The 13,746-nt window shown below is 74.6% G+C and carries 11 protein-coding genes and 1 pseudogene; 8 read left to right on the forward strand and 4 right to left on the reverse strand.

The features are described 5' to 3' along the window. From ACFYMO_RS02620 to ACFYMO_RS02635, 4 genes are all read left to right on the forward strand, one after another. The gene (locus ACFYMO_RS02620) at nt 1–591 is read left to right on the forward strand and encodes a hypothetical protein (RefSeq protein WP_360690479.1); all 591 of its coding nucleotides are present in this window, start codon (nt 1–3) and stop codon (nt 589–591) included. 67 nt (nt 592–658) lie between these two features. Beyond that, complete coding sequence (locus tag ACFYMO_RS02625) at nt 659–1,243, forward strand: hypothetical protein (protein WP_360690477.1); 585 nt, start codon at nt 659–661, stop codon at nt 1,241–1,243. A 21-nt stretch (nt 1,244–1,264) separates the two neighbouring features. Next, nucleotides 1,265–2,245, forward strand: coding sequence for a hypothetical protein (locus ACFYMO_RS02630; protein ID WP_388543629.1), 981 nt, complete (start codon nt 1,265–1,267; stop codon nt 2,243–2,245). 72 nt (nt 2,246–2,317) lie between these two features. After that, nucleotides 2,318–3,580, forward strand: a complete 1,263-nt coding sequence (locus tag ACFYMO_RS02635) for a lytic transglycosylase domain-containing protein (protein WP_366770445.1) — start codon at nt 2,318–2,320, stop codon at nt 3,578–3,580. A gap of 236 nt (nt 3,581–3,816) precedes the next feature. Here the strand turns inward: ACFYMO_RS02635 and ACFYMO_RS02640 are convergent, their stop codons facing one another. Beyond that, nucleotides 3,817–4,866, reverse strand: coding sequence for a cation diffusion facilitator family transporter (locus ACFYMO_RS02640; protein ID WP_366770444.1), 1,050 nt, complete (start codon nt 4,864–4,866; stop codon nt 3,817–3,819). A 359-nt stretch (nt 4,867–5,225) separates the two neighbouring features. Between ACFYMO_RS02640 and ACFYMO_RS02645 the strand changes: the two genes are divergently transcribed. Next, nucleotides 5,226–7,826, forward strand: a complete 2,601-nt coding sequence (locus ACFYMO_RS02645; RefSeq protein ID WP_388543631.1) for a glycoside hydrolase family 3 C-terminal domain-containing protein — start codon at nt 5,226–5,228, stop codon at nt 7,824–7,826. Nucleotides 7,827–7,829: 3 nt separating this feature from the next. Here the strand turns inward: ACFYMO_RS02645 and ACFYMO_RS02650 are convergent, their stop codons facing one another. Continuing rightward, nucleotides 7,830–8,726, reverse strand: coding sequence for a helix-turn-helix domain-containing protein (locus tag ACFYMO_RS02650; protein ID WP_388543633.1), 897 nt, complete (start codon nt 8,724–8,726; stop codon nt 7,830–7,832). Nucleotides 8,727–8,881: 155 nt separating this feature from the next. Between ACFYMO_RS02650 and ACFYMO_RS02655 the strand changes: the two genes are divergently transcribed. Continuing rightward, nucleotides 8,882–9,532 (forward strand): NAD(P)H-binding protein, encoded by a 651-nt coding sequence (locus ACFYMO_RS02655; RefSeq protein ID WP_366770441.1) that lies wholly within the window; start codon nt 8,882–8,884, stop codon nt 9,530–9,532. A 346-nt stretch (nt 9,533–9,878) separates the two neighbouring features. Here the strand turns inward: ACFYMO_RS02655 and ACFYMO_RS02660 are convergent. After that, nucleotides 9,879–10,121: pseudogene (locus tag ACFYMO_RS02660) on the reverse strand (type B 50S ribosomal protein L31); the annotation flags it as partial. A gap of 229 nt (nt 10,122–10,350) precedes the next feature. Between ACFYMO_RS02660 and ACFYMO_RS02665 the strand changes: the two are divergent. Both ACFYMO_RS02665 and ACFYMO_RS02670 read left to right on the forward strand, forming a co-directional pair. After that, nucleotides 10,351–11,484 carry a hypothetical protein gene (locus tag ACFYMO_RS02665; RefSeq protein ID WP_366770440.1) on the forward strand — a complete coding sequence of 378 codons (1,134 nt, stop codon included), beginning with the start codon at nt 10,351–10,353 and terminating at the stop codon, nt 11,482–11,484. Further along, nucleotides 11,456–12,775, forward strand: a complete 1,320-nt coding sequence (locus ACFYMO_RS02670) for an MFS transporter (RefSeq protein ID WP_388543635.1) — start codon at nt 11,456–11,458, stop codon at nt 12,773–12,775. Before ACFYMO_RS02665 ends, ACFYMO_RS02670 begins: the two co-directional genes overlap by 29 nt. A 72-nt stretch (nt 12,776–12,847) precedes the next feature. On the opposite strand, the gene ACFYMO_RS02675 is transcribed toward ACFYMO_RS02670, so the two are convergent. Further along, nucleotides 12,848–13,600, reverse strand: coding sequence for an SDR family NAD(P)-dependent oxidoreductase (locus tag ACFYMO_RS02675; protein ID WP_366770439.1), 753 nt, complete (start codon nt 13,598–13,600; stop codon nt 12,848–12,850). Nucleotides 13,601–13,746 lie beyond the last annotated feature (146 nt).

Here is a 13,746-nt window from a genome sequence, read left to right on the forward strand (position 1 = left end):
ATGCGCTGGAGACGTGGAACAGGGGAGAGCGCCGGGGCAGGACGCCGGGCATCCGCGCTCCGGGCCGCCGCCTGGCTGCCGGACCTGCTGGCCCGGCGCCGGGCCCGCTGGTGCGCGGTGCTGGTGCTCGTGGCGGCACTCGCCGCCGGGACCGGATTCCTGGTGCGGGCGGCCGAGCTGACGGGCGGTCCGGCCGCACGGAACGCGGCCCTCACCGACCAGGCGGCGACCAGCAGGGTCTCCGGTGAGGTCCAGGACGCGCTCGCACGCGTCTTCTCCTACACCCCCGAGGGCCTGTCGGGAACGGAGAAGGCGGCCGACGAGGTGCTGGCGGGGAAGGCGGCGCAGCAGTACGAGTCGCTGTTCGGCCAGGTCCGAAAGCGCGCGGGAAAGCAGAAGCTGACCCTCGCCACCCGCGTGGTGAGCGTGGGGGTGACCCGGTTGCACGGTGACCGCGCCCACCTCCTCGTCTTCCTCGACCAGACCACACACCGCGCGGGCCGCGACCCTGCGCACGCCGGCGCCCAGCTCTCCGTCTCGGCCCGGCGGCAGCACGGCGACTGGCGGATCGTCGGCATCACGGCGCGCTGAGGGCGGACCGCGGAATCGCGGAGCACCCCGGCAGCAGGGAAACGGGAAGAGGAAAGAGAGGCGAGACGTGGCAGAGGCGACACAGGCGGAGGGGGAGGGACAGCGCACCCGGTGGTCCCCGGCGGGCGGGCCGCTGCGGGTGGCTGCCGTGGCCCTGATGGTGGTGGCACTGTCCTGTGCGGCCTGGACGGGCTTCTCCTGGTACGGCGCCGCGCACGACGACACGCTCGATTACGCCGCCACGCGCGACGAGGTGCGCGCGGCGGGCGAGCAGGCGGTGCAGAACCTCAACACGCTCGACCACCGCAAGCTGGAGAGCGGGCTGGACTCCTGGGAGCAGTCGACCACCGGCGAGCTGCGCGGCCAGCTCAAGAAGGGCCGCGAGGAGTTCGAGAAGCAGATCCGCGAGGCCAAGACCGTCACCTCGGCCCGCATCCTCTCCAGCGCCGTGGCGGAGCTGGACGAGCGCGCGGGACGGGCCGGAATGCTCATCGCCGTCCGCACCACGGTCAAGGCACCCGACGAGAAACCCGCCACCAAGCAGACCCGGATGCGGGGCGAGCTCACCCGCACCGGCGAGGGGTGGAAGCTCAGCGCCCTCGAACAGGTGCCGGTCGGCTACACCGCCGCCGAGCCGGACGAGAGCGACTGACCGGAGAGCCGGAGGAAACCCATGTCGACCACCCGCCACCTCGTCAACCGCCGACGCCGCCTCGAGGCCCGGCCGCGCACCGGGGCGGAGCGCTCCGTCCCCGCGGCAGAAGAACAGCAGCCGGTCCACAAGTCCGGCTCCGGGACCGCGCAGACCGACGCCGGGAACGGCGCGCGGACCGCCTCCGGGGCGGGCGTCGAGCCCGGTGCCCGGACCGGTGCGAAGTCCGTCCGGAAGCCGTCCGGTCCCGGGGCCGGAAGCAGCTCCGCCGCCCGCGCCTCCGTCCGGCCGGGGCGCAGGCCGCGGACCGAGCCGTCCGGTGCCGCGGCCGCCGCCGAGAGCGCGGAGGGGAAGCGCACCCCGCGCGGCCGGTTCCCCACTGCGGTCCTCTCGCGGCTCGGGCGGGCTCCCCGTACGCTTCCGGTGGTCTGCGCGGTGCTGACCCTCGTCTTCGGCGGCTTCGCCGGCTGGGCGGCGAGCGAGGCCCGCGAATTGCGGAACACCGCCTCGGCCCACAACTCGGCACTCGCCGACGCGGCCCGCACCAGCGAGGTCAAGGGCGAGGTCAGCAGCGCGGTCAACGCGCTCTTCTCCTACGACCACGCGCATCCGGAGAAGAACGAGCGCGCGGCCGACCGGCTGCTGACCGGACGCGCCGTCGAACAGCACCGTGCGCTCCTGGCCCGCGTCCGGGCGCAGGTCCGGGCGCAGAAGCTGGTCCTGACGACGACGGTCACCGACAGCGCGGTCACCGAACTGGAGGGCGACCGTGCCCGGGTGCTCCTCTTCGCCGACCAGCACAGCGCCCGCACCGCGGGGAAGGCCGGCTCCGCGGACGGTTCGGGAGGCAAGTCCGAAGGCGAACCGAAGGACAAGGCGAAGAACAAGGACAAGTCCAAGGCGGACGACGGAAACGCCACCTACGCGGGCGCCATGCTCGCCGTCAACGCCGTGCGCAAGGACGGCGCGTGGCGGATCACCGCGATCGACACCCTCGACTGACCGGCCCGGGCCCCGGGCCCGCACCGGACCCGCCCGGCATCGGCCGGCCCGCACCGGGAGGAGAGCGAGCAGATGACGCAGCAGGAGGGAACCCCCGCCCGCCGGGGCGGCAGTCACACCGCCGCCGGCGCCCGGAGAGCTCCGGTCCGCCCCGGCGGCGGCAGGCGCGTCCGGCTGCGCCGCCGCGTGGCGGGCACCGCGCTCGCCGCGCTGGCGGTCGCCGCGCTGACGGCCTCCCAGGCACCTGGCGCGGTAGGTCCCCCTCAGGCCCGGGAACCGTGGAAGCCGGTGCGCACGGGCACCCCGTATCCGGACGGCGCCGCCGACGACGGCTCCTACCACGTCGAACTCCCGCCCCTGGCGGGGCCCGACGGCATCCGGTCCGACCGCACCCCAGGGATGCGGGCCAGGGCCGAGGCCGAGTCCGGCATCCCGGCGTCGGTGCTGCGCGCCTACCGGAACGCCGAGCGGCGGCTGCGCGCCCAGGACCCCGGATGCGGTCTGCGCTGGGAGCTGCTGGCGGCGCTGGGGAAGGTGGAGTCCGGGCAGGCGCGGGGCGGCGATCTGCGGTCCGACGGCACCACCCGCAGGCCGATCCTGGGCCCGGTGCTGGACGGCGGCGGATTCGCGCGCATCACGGACACCGACGGCGGGGCCTGGGACGGTGACACGCGGTTCGACCGGGCGGTCGGCCCGATGCAGTTCATCCCCGGGACCTGGCGCAGCTGGGGAGCGGACGGCAACGGCGACGGCAGGAAGGACCCGCACAACATCCACGACGCTGCGCTGGCCGCGGGCCGCTACCTGTGCGCCGGGGACCGGGACCTGACCAGCTCCGCCCAACTGCGCGCGGCGGTCCTGAGCTACAACCACTCGGACGCCTATCTGCGCACCGTGCTCGCCTGGTTCGACTTCTACCGCAAGGGCATCCACGCCGTGCCGGACGGCGAGGGCGTGCTGCCGACCAGTCCGGGCGCGGGCGGCGCGGACAAGGCGAGGAACAGGAGCGGCAAGAAGGACGGGAGCGACAAGAACAAGGAGAACGGCAAGGGCGGGGGCGCCACGCCGGGCGGCGGTACCCCCGGATCCGGGAGCACCGGTGGCGGTGGCGGTGCGGAACCCGGCGGCGGGCCGAGCCCCCGCCCCACCGGTTCCGCTTCTGGCTCCCCCGACCCGGACGACTCCGGGACTCCGGGGGGTGGTTCCGGCGAGTCGCCGGGCTGCCCGCAGGATTCCGGATCGCCGACGCCCGGCCCGACGAAGTCCCCGTCACCGTCGCCCACACCGACTCCCACCGGCACCGGCGCTCCCTGCGGGAGCGGAGAAGGTGGCTGACCCGGGGAGTTCCCCGGGAGAGCGGAACCTGCTGACCGGAACACTTCCACAGAGCCCGCACGCACAGGGCTCCGGACGCTGATGCCGCCCGCGGGCCCCCACCGGCCGCGGGCGGCTGCCCGGCGGGGTGTGGCCCGGGCGTCGGACGGGCGATGCCCGGGACTTCCTCCAGCGTGCCCTGCTCCTGCGCTGCCCGGGAAGGGCCGAACGGCCCTTCCCGGTCCCGGCGGGTGCGCTCAGCCGAGGTGCACCGGGCCGTGCGGGGTCTCGCAGTGGCCCGCCGCCGACCCCGCCGGGGTGCGGCCGTCGCCCTCGGCCGACCGGTCCGCGTGGTCGATCTGCAGCGTGGTGTGGGTCAGTCCGTGCCGGTCGGCCAGCATCCGGTCCAGGGCACGGCGGACGCGGTGGCAGTCGCCGCCCGGCTCCACCAGGACGTGGGCCGACAGCGCGGGCTCGCCCGAGGTGATCGTCCAGATGTGCAGGTCGTGCACCTCGGTGACCGCGTCGGTCGCGGCCAGTTCGGCACCGACCTCGTCCGGGTCGAGCCCGACCGGCGCGGCTTCGAGGAAGATGCGGCCGGAGTCGCGCAGCAGTCCCCAGCCCGCCTTCAGCATGAGTCCGGTGACCAGCAGCGTGGCCAGCGCGTCGGCTCGTGCGAACCCGGTGGTCAGGACGACCAGGCCGGCCACGGCCGTACCGATGAAGGCGAACAGGTCGTTGAGGATGTGCTGGTAGGCGCCCTCGATGTTGAGCGAGGAGCGGTTGGCCCGGGACAGGCACCAGGTGGCCAGCAGATTGACCGCGATGCCCACCAGTGCCGTGCTCAGCACCATCCAGCCCGTCACCTCGGGCGGATCGATCAGCCTGCGTACGGCTTCGTAGCCGAGCCAGAGGGCGGCCAGTATCAGCGTCAGCCCGTTCGCGTGAGCCGAGAGGATCTCCGCGCGCTTGAGTCCGAAGGTGAAGCCACCGCGGGCGGGCCGTGCCGACAGCCGCATCGCCACCAGCGCCAGCACGATCGAGAACGCGTCGGTCAGCATGTGCGCCGCGTCCGACAGCAGGGCCAGCGAGCCCGCCAGCACCGCGATGGCCGTCTCGACGACGATGAAGACGGTGATCAGTGCCAGTGCCGCCGACAGCCAGCGCCGGTCGGCCCCGGCCGAGACACCGTGTGTGTGCCCCGCGTGGCCGTGCTCCGGCCCGCGCCCCCGCCCGGGTCCCTGACCCGGTTCCCGCTCGTGCCCCTGGCCGGGCTTCCGGTGTCCGTGCTCGTCTCTCGCGCCCACGTCGGTCCTCCCCGTCGCTGCCCCTCGGAGACCCGCCGACGTGCTGCTCGCACCGTCGGCCGGCGCTGCTGCGCCCCCGGGTCCACAGGCAGTGAAACCCACCGCGTCGCGTGGCTGCAAAGACTGCACCGGTGACCGTTGTCAATACCGATAACACCGCTGTGACCTGGGATTTCTTCATGAATTCCGTTGTCGCTCCGACCGGGCGCCGAGCGCACGCCACGGACCGCGGGCGCTCGTCGGCCGGTCCTGCATCGTGATGACTTCACCCGGATTCCCGCGTCCGTGTGCCGCCGGATCTGAGAAGCTGGCCGCAACCGGCGATCGACAAAGAGCGATATGGGCGGTGTGAGTCGTAGATGGACGACAGCTCCCGGGACGGCGCTGACCGCGGACCAGCCGCGCACCCCGGGGAGGGGGAACGGCCGGCGGCGGGGGAGCGGGAGCGGGCAGCCCGGGTCGAGGCCGTGCTGGCCGGACTGGACCTGCCGGGCAAGGTGGCCCTCCTCGCGGGGACGGACATGTGGTCGGTCGGCCCCTACAGCGGCCCCTCGGCGGCCGGGTTCGGCCGGCTCGTCCTCTCGGACGGCCCCGCGGGGGTGCGCGGGGAGAGCTGGACGCCCGAGGACCCCAGCGTCGCCCTGCCGTGCCCCACCGCGATCGGTGCCACCTGGGACACCGCGGCGGCCCGCACCGCCGGACTGCTGCTGGCCCAGGAGGCTCGCCGCAAGGGCGCGCACGCCGTGCTGGCGCCGACCGTCAACCTGCACCGCACCCCCTACAGCGGGCGGCACTTCGAGGCGTACGCGGAGGACCCCAGGCTGACGGGCGCCCTGGGCGCTGCGCTCGTCGCGGGGCTGCAGGAGGGCGGCGTCGCCGCCACGCCCAAGCACTACGTGGCCAACGACGCGGAGACCGACCGCTACACCGTCGACGTGCGCGCCGACGCCCGCACCCTGCGCGAGCTGTACCTCGAACCCTTCGAGCACATCGTGCGCACCGCCGGCCCCTGGCTGCTGATGGCGGCGTACAACAGCGTCAACGGGGTGACGATGAGCGAGCACGACGAGCTCAACAATCACGTGCTGCGCGGCGAGTGGGGCTTCGACGGGGCTCTGGTCTCGGACTGGACCGGCGCCCGCTCCACCCTCGGCTGTGTCCGCGGCGGCCTCGATCTGGCCATGCCGGGCCCCGACACCGTCTACGGCGAGCATCTGGTCGCCGCCGTCCGCCGGGGCCGGGTACCGGAAGAAGCGGTGGACGCGCTCGCCCGCCGGGTCCTGCTGCTCGCCGCCCGGGTCGGAATCCTGGACGGCGCCCCGCCGACCGTGCCGCCCGACGCGCTGCCGCCCGCGCTCGACGGCCCGGCCGTCGCGCGGGACCTCGCCGTGCGGTCCTGCGTCCTGCTGCGCAACGAGCCCGCAGGACCTGGCGGGGAAGCCGGGGCCGGCGCTGCCGCGCTGCCGCTGGACGCCGCGGGGCACGCCGGCGGCAGCGTGCGCCGGATCGCCGTCAGCGGGCTGCACGCCCGGGCGCCCCGGTTCGGTGGCGGCGGCAGTTCCCAGGTCTTCCCCGAGCGCGTCAGCAGCCCGCTGGAGGCGCTGCGCGCCCTGGTCCCCTCCGGGACCGAGGTGTCCTACGAGCCGGGACCCGACCCGCGCTCCCGGCTGGCCCCCGCGACCGGCGGCGACGGCTTCCGGCTGACCGCCGTCCTGCACGGGCTGGACGACGCCGAACTGGCCCGGGTGGAGCAGCGGGACGGCAGCGTGCGGTGGATGGGAAGCCTGCCCGGTGGGGTCCCGTTCGCCGATCTGGGCCGGGTCGAGCTGGTCGGCACCTTCACCCCGATCGGCAGCGGCACCCACCGGCTCGCGGTGCGCGGCGTCGGGCACTTCCGCCTGGAGGCCGGGGAGCGGGTGCTCTATGACGCCGAGCTGCAGGCCGAGAGCGAGGATCCGGCCGCCGCGTTCCTGAACCCGCCGCAGCGCACCTTCCTGCTGGACGCCGAGGCGGGTACGCCGCTGCCGGTCCGCCTCCTGCACACGGTGCCCGCCTACGGGGTCGGCGGGCTCTTCGGCCTGATCTCCTTCGAACTCGGTTACGGTGCGCCCGCCGTCTCCGAGCAGGTGCTGATCGAGCGGGCGGCCCGGGCGGCGGCCGGGGCGGACTGCGCGGTGGTCTGCGTCGGTACCACGGACGAGTCCGAGACCGAAGGCGTCGACCGGGACACCCTCGCCCTGCCGGGCCGCCAGGACGACCTGGTCAGGAGCGTCGCGGCGGCCAATCCGCGCACCGTCGCGGTGGTCAACGCCGGTGCCCCGGTGCTGATGCCCTGGCGGGAGGAGGTCGCCGCCGTGCTGCTGTGCTGGTTCCCCGGCGAGGCGGGCGGCGAGGCGCTCGCCGAGGTGCTGCTGGGCGCCGCCGAGCCGGGCGGGCGGCTGCCGACCACCTGGCCGGACGCCGCCGACGACCTGCCGGTACGCCAGGTGGCACCCGACGGCGACGGCCGGCTGCCGTACGCCGAAGGGCCGCGCATCGGCTACCGGACCTGGCGTGCGGCCGGCGCGGAGCCCGCCTACTGGTTCGGGCACGGGCTCGGATACACGCGGTGGGAGTACGAGTCGATGAACATCACCGTCCAGGAACCCGGCGCCGACGACCCCTACTCGCCGGTCGCCCGGGTCACCGTGCGGGTGCGCAACAGCGGTCACCGGACGGGCCGCGAGGTCGTCCAGCTCTATCTCGGCCCCGAGGGCGCGGACCGCTCGCTGGCGGCCTTCGCCGTCGTGGAGGCCGCGGCAGGCGACTCGGCGCAGGCGCAGCTGGAGGTGCCGCGGCGCGCCGTGCGGACCTGGGACGACGCGCTTCCGGGCTGGCGGCCGCGCCCGGGCCCGCACCGCTTCGCGGCGGGGCGCAGCGCGGCCGACATCCGCCTGGTGGCCGATCTGGAGCTGCCGTAGCGGTCAGCTGCGTACCGAGGCACGGAAGGCGCCCGGGGTGCCGCCGGTGCGCTGGTGGAAGAACTTGGCGAAGTTGGTGGCGTCGGCGAAGCCGAGGGCGGTCCCGATCCGGGCGGCGGAGCGGTCGGTGTGCGCCAGGAGGCGCTTGGCCTCCAGTACGACGCGGCGGTCCACGAACTCCTTGGCCCCCAGTCCGACCGCCGCACGGGTGGCGCGGGAGAGGGTGCGGGGGGAGTAGCCCAGGGCGCGGGCGTAGTCGGCGACCCGGCGCGTGCGGGCGAAGTCGGCCTCGACGGCGGCCCGGAAGCGGCGGAAGGCGTCCGGCGGCTGGGCCGCCTCCGTGCCGTGCGCGCCGGGTGTGCTGACGAGCCGCCGCAGCAGCACCGCCAGCAGGTGGCGCAGCACGTCCTCGTGTGTCCCCCGCGCGGGTGGCTGCCACTCGGCAGCGAACTCGAAGCGCAGGTGGTCGAGAGCGAACCCGACCGCGCGGGCGTGCCGGTCGCCGGGCTGCCGTGCGACCGCGTCCGACGCCTCGTCCAGACCCACGGCCGCCGCCGTCGCCGGATCGGGGAAGGCGGGCCGGAAGAGGACCAGCGAGCCCTCGGCGCCGTGCGGGTCGGTGTACTGCTGCACCTGCCCGGGCCGCACCCACAGCCAGCCGCCGGGCCCGGTGGCGTGCTCGGTGAAGTCGACGGACTGCCGCAGCGTCCCCGACTCCACGGCGAAGAGCTGGTGGAAGTCGGGCCGCTGCGGATCGGACAGCCGCAGGCCCCCGCGGGCGCGCAGCTCGGACAGTGTCAGCACTTCGAGGCCCGGGGCCGTGACGCCCGGCGGCGGGGCGTACGGCAGCTCGGGGATCGCGGCGGACGCGGATGCGGCCGCGTGTCCGGTTCTCACCATGGCTGGTCGTGACCTTACCTCGCGGGGTGGCCGGTACCCGGTTAGCTTCGAGGTGTCGTCGCCCCTGCCGGGGGACCCGGCGGGAACGGTGGCGGCAGGCGCCACGCGTTCGGCGTCTCCATCCCTCATCCGCTCGGCGCTACAGGAGTACCACCATGGCGACAATCGCCGTCTTCGGGGCCAACGGCAACATCGGCAGCAGGATCGTGCGCGAGGCACTCGACCGCGGCCACCAGGTCCTCGCTGTCGTGCGGGACCCCGGCGCCTTCGTCGCCTCCGGTGAGGCCGTCACGGCCGTCACCGGCGACGTCCTCTCCGCCGAGTCCGTCGCGGCGGTCGCCGGGAACGCGGACGTCGTCGTGAGCGCGGTCGGCGGCAAGGACGGCCCGGGCCATCTGGCCACCATCGAACCGGCCGCCGAGTCGCTGGTCGCCGGAGTGCGCGCGCTCGGTGCCGGAGCGCCGCCGCTGGTCTTCGTCGGCGGTGCCGGCTCGCTGCGCACGCCGGACGGCTCCCGGGTCTGGGACGCGGAGGGGCTCCCGGAGGCGATCCTGCAGATCATGCACGCGCACGGGGACGCGCTCGACTACCTGCGCGGGGTCCAGGACGTGCGCTGGACCAACATCAGTCCCGCCGCGACGATCGAGCCGGGGGAGCGTTCGGGAACGTACCGTACCGGCGGGGACGACCTGGTCGTGGACGACAACGGGGTCAGCCGCATCTCGATGGAGGACTACGCGGTCGCCGTGCTCGACGAGATCGAGAACCCGCGGCACGTGCGGGAGCGGTTCACCGTCGCCGACTGAGCGCCTCCGCCGGGCCGGCGCGATGCCCCGGCCACCGCGCCACCCGGGCACTGCCCCGGGCCGGTCAACGGCCCCGCCGGGTGCCACGCGGATACGTCCGCTCGAAGCCCTCGAACCAATGCCTCCCCCGAACCAATGCCTCACGCCGTTCCGGCAGCACTGCCGGAGCGACGTGAGGCCCGCGTCGTCAGGGCAGGCGGCGCTCCATGGCGGCCCGGCCCTCGGCCGCGATGCGCTCGCGGGCCCACTGGAGGTTCTCCTCCGACAGGTCGCGGCCGGAGGCGAGGACCAGATCCTCGGGCGTGGGGTCGCTCTCGGGGGCGGCGTGCAGGATCTCGTCCGGCGTCGTCCCCTCATAGCGCTGACGGAATTTGGCGATCTGTCCCTCGGAGTCCACGACACGTGCCTTTCCGGTGTAGAACGGATGGCTCTCGGAGGAGATCTCCACATCGACGACCGGGTAGGTGTGTCCGTCGTCCCACTCGATCACGGTGTCGCTGGTGGCCGTGGAACGCGTCAGGAACGCGTATCCGGCCGACCGGTCGCGGAAGACCACCTCGCGGTAGTCGGGGTGGGTGTCTGACTTCACAAGCCGCTCCTTCCCCCGTGTACAGGGCGCCCTCTCCAGGCTACGTCCGCGCCCCGGCCCCGGCATCCCGCCCGTGCCGCCCCCGCTCCGGCCCCGTGTCCCCGGTCCGCTTCGCTCCGGCCGCTCGCGCGCACTCGCGCTCCCGCGGCCCCCGGCTCCGACATGCGGAGCCGGGGGCCGCGCGTGATGCTGGAGAGCGGTCGTCCACCCCTTCCGGAACGAGGTACGGATGCGCACCAACGACCTGACCGATGAGGTCCTCGCCGAACTGCGGAAGCCGCGCCCCTACCCGGCGGTCACCCTGGTGCTGCCCACCCACCGCACCAAGCCGGACAAGCTGCAGGACCCGGTGCGGCTGCGCAACCTCATCGCGGAGGCCGGGCGACGGCTCTCCGCGGACCCGCAGGTGCCGGCGTCGGTGCGGGCCGACGTGCTCAAACAGCTCGAACAGGCCGAGAACGAGCTGGATCTGGTGTACACGCTCGACACCCTGGTCGTCCTCGCGGCCCAGGGCGAGCACCAGTTCTGGCATCTGACCCGGCGTGCCGGGATCGAACGCATCGTCGTCAACCACACGTTCCTCACCCGCAACCTCGTCGCCGCCCGGGCGCAGAACCGGCCCTACTGGGTGCTCACCTTCGACGAGGAGCGGGCCAGGCTGTGGAGCGGCGCGGGCGAGCAGCTCACCGAGGAGCACCGGTTCGGCTTCCCGGTCGCGCACGAGACCGACCTCTCCGAGCGCGAGCGGGCCTCCCGCACCGGCGACGTCACCTCCGGCTACCGGGACGAGGCAGCCCTCCAGCACCTGCGGGACGTGGACGCCGATCTCGCCAAGGTGCTGGAGGTCGAGCCCAGGCCACTGCTGGTGGCCGGATTGCAGCACGGGCTGACCGCGCTGGCCGACGTCGGCACGCATACGGCACGCGGCGCGCTGGCCACCGTGCCCAAGGGGGGACTCGCCAACGCGCGCGCCTCGGTCGTCCAGGAGGCCATCGCGCCCGCCCGCGCCGAACTGCTGCGCACCCGGGCCGAGACCGCGCTGCGCCGACTCGACGACGCCAAGGGCCGCAAGGAGTTCGTGTCGGGGATCGACGAGGTGTGGCGGGCCGCGCGGGAGGGCCGGCTCGCGCTGCTGGCGGTCGAGGAGTCCTACCGGGAGAAGGTCCGGCTGACCGGTGGTCATCTGGCCCCGGTCGCCGACGACGCGGTCAGCGACGCGTCCGGGGAGGTACGCGACGACATCGTGGACGAGACGGTGGAGGCCGCACTGGACACCGAGGCCGATGTGGTCTTCGTGGCCGAGGACATGCTGGCCGGGCAGGGCAGGATCGCGGGTGCCGTCCGCTACACCTGGGCCGGGTAGCGGCCCCTCGGAGCGCCGGGGAGCCCGCTCCCGGGGGCCGGCCGGTTCCGCGCACCCCGCCGCGGCCGGGGAGCCCGCCGAGGACGCCGAGGACGGGATCGTCGGGCGCAGCCCGCTGCGGTACGGGGCGGCGGCCTTCGTCTTCGCCGTCGGCATGGCCGGCACCACGCTGCCGACACCGCTCTACGGCCTCTACCGGCAGGAGCTGGGCTTCGGCGAACTGATGGTGACGGTCGTCTTCGCCGTCTACGCGGTGGGTGTGATCGCCGCGCTGCTGGTGGCCGGCGACTACTCGGACAAGCTGGGCCGGCGGCCGGTGCTGCTGGCCGCGCTGCTCCTCTCGGCGGCCAGCGCCGGATGCTTCCTGCTGGAGGGCGGGCTGCCACTGCTGTTCTGCGGGCGGCTGTTGTCCGGGTTCGCCGCCGGACTCCTCTCCGGCGCCGCGACCGCGGCGGTCCTCGAACTGGCGCCCGGTGGCAGCCGGGGCTTCGCCGCGACCGCCGCGAACATGGGCGGGCTCGGCTGCGGACCGCTGCTGGCGGGAGTTCTCGCGCAGTACGCGCCGCGCCCGCTGACCCTGCCGTTCGCCACCCACCTGGTGCTGCTCGCCGCCGCCGGCGCCCTGACGCTGGCGCTGCCGGAGACCGCGCGCCCGCCCCGCCCACGGCCCCGGCTGCGGCCGCGCGGGATGGAGGTGCCGCGGCAGGTGCGGCCGGTGTTCGTCCCGGCAGCGCTGGCCTGCTTCACCGGGTTCGCCGTCTTCGGGCTGTTCACCGCCGTCTCGCCGGGCTTCATGAGCGCAACCCTGCACATCGGCAACCTGGCGGTATCCGGCGCGGTCGTCTTCTCGGTCTTCTGCGCCTCGCTCCTGGGGCAGTCGGCCTCCGCTCGGACCGGCGCCCCGGTGGCGCTGCCGCTGGGCTGTCTGGGGCTGGTCGTCGGCATGGTGCAGGTGGGTCTCTCACTGCTGCTCGGTTCGCTGGTGCTGCTGGTGACCGGTGCGGTGACCGGGGGGATCGGACAGGGACTGGCGTTCCGGTCGGCCATGGCGACGGTCAGCGGCCGGGCTCCCGAGGAGCACCGCGGGGGCACCATCTCGGCGCTGTTCGTCGTCGCCTATCTGGGTATCTCACTGCCGGTCGTCGGGGTCGGCGCGCTCAGCACGGGGCTGGGGCTGCGCAACGCGGGGCTGGTCTTCTCCGCCTGCGTCGTGGTGCTCGCCTCCGGGGTCGGCGCCTGGCTGTGGCGGACCCGGAAGTCCGCAGCCGCCGAGCCCGCCCCGGTCGACTGAATCCGGGGGCCCTCTGTCCGTCGCCTCGCGCGAGAGGCGGCCCCGGAGCCGCAGACGGCGCCGTCGGCGGTGTCACTGCGCCGCGTACCCGCCGTCCACCAGGTGGTAGCTGCCCTGGACGAAGGAGGCGCGGTCGGAGAGCAGGAACGCCGTCAGCTCCGCGACCTCCTCCGCGGTGCCCAGCCGGCCCTGCGGATGCAGCGAGACGAGGCGCTCGCGCATCGGGTTGTCCGTCTCGCGTAGCAGGGGCGTGTCGATGAATCCGGGCCCGACGGCGTTGATCCGCACGCCCTTGTCGGCGTATTCGAGGGCTGCCGTCTTGGTCAGTCCCACCACGCCGTGCTTGGCGGCCACATAGGCGGGGCTGCCCGCGAAACCGTTGGTGCCCAGGATGGAGGCCATGTTGACGACGGCCCCGCCGCCCGCGGCGGCCATGACCGGAAGCTGGTACCGCAGCCCGTAGAAGACTCCGCTGAGGTCGGTGGCGATGACCCGGTCCCAGGCGGTGATCTCGTACTCGCCGGTGGGCATCGAGGGGCCGCCCACGCCCGCGTTGTTCACCACCAGGTCGAGCGCGCCGAAGGTCCCGGTCGTGAAGCGCACGGCCTCCCGCGCCGAATCCGGGTCGGTGACATCGACGACCAGCGCCTCCGCGGTCGCACCCGTCGTCTCCAGCTCGCCCGCCGCGAGCTGGGCGCCGTCCTCGTCGTGGTCCGCGACCACGACCCGGGCGCCTTCCCGCGCGAGCCGGCGTGCCACGGCCAACCCGATCCCGGAGGCGGCGCCGGTGACCAGCGCGGCCTTGCCGTCGAACTCGCCGCTCATCCGCACGACCTCCCGCTCGGTGCCCGATGCCGCCACCCTCCGCCCCGGCGCGCCGGGCCGCACCGCCTCCGCCGCCGTCCGGGTGAGCGGTTGAGCGCCCGGCACCGCGGGGCGCCGGTACGTGCCGTGCACCGGACGGCGGGCTC

Source organism: Streptomyces sp. NPDC007025 (assembly GCF_042869455.1).
GTDB lineage: Bacteria > Actinomycetota > Actinomycetes > Streptomycetales > Streptomycetaceae > Streptomyces.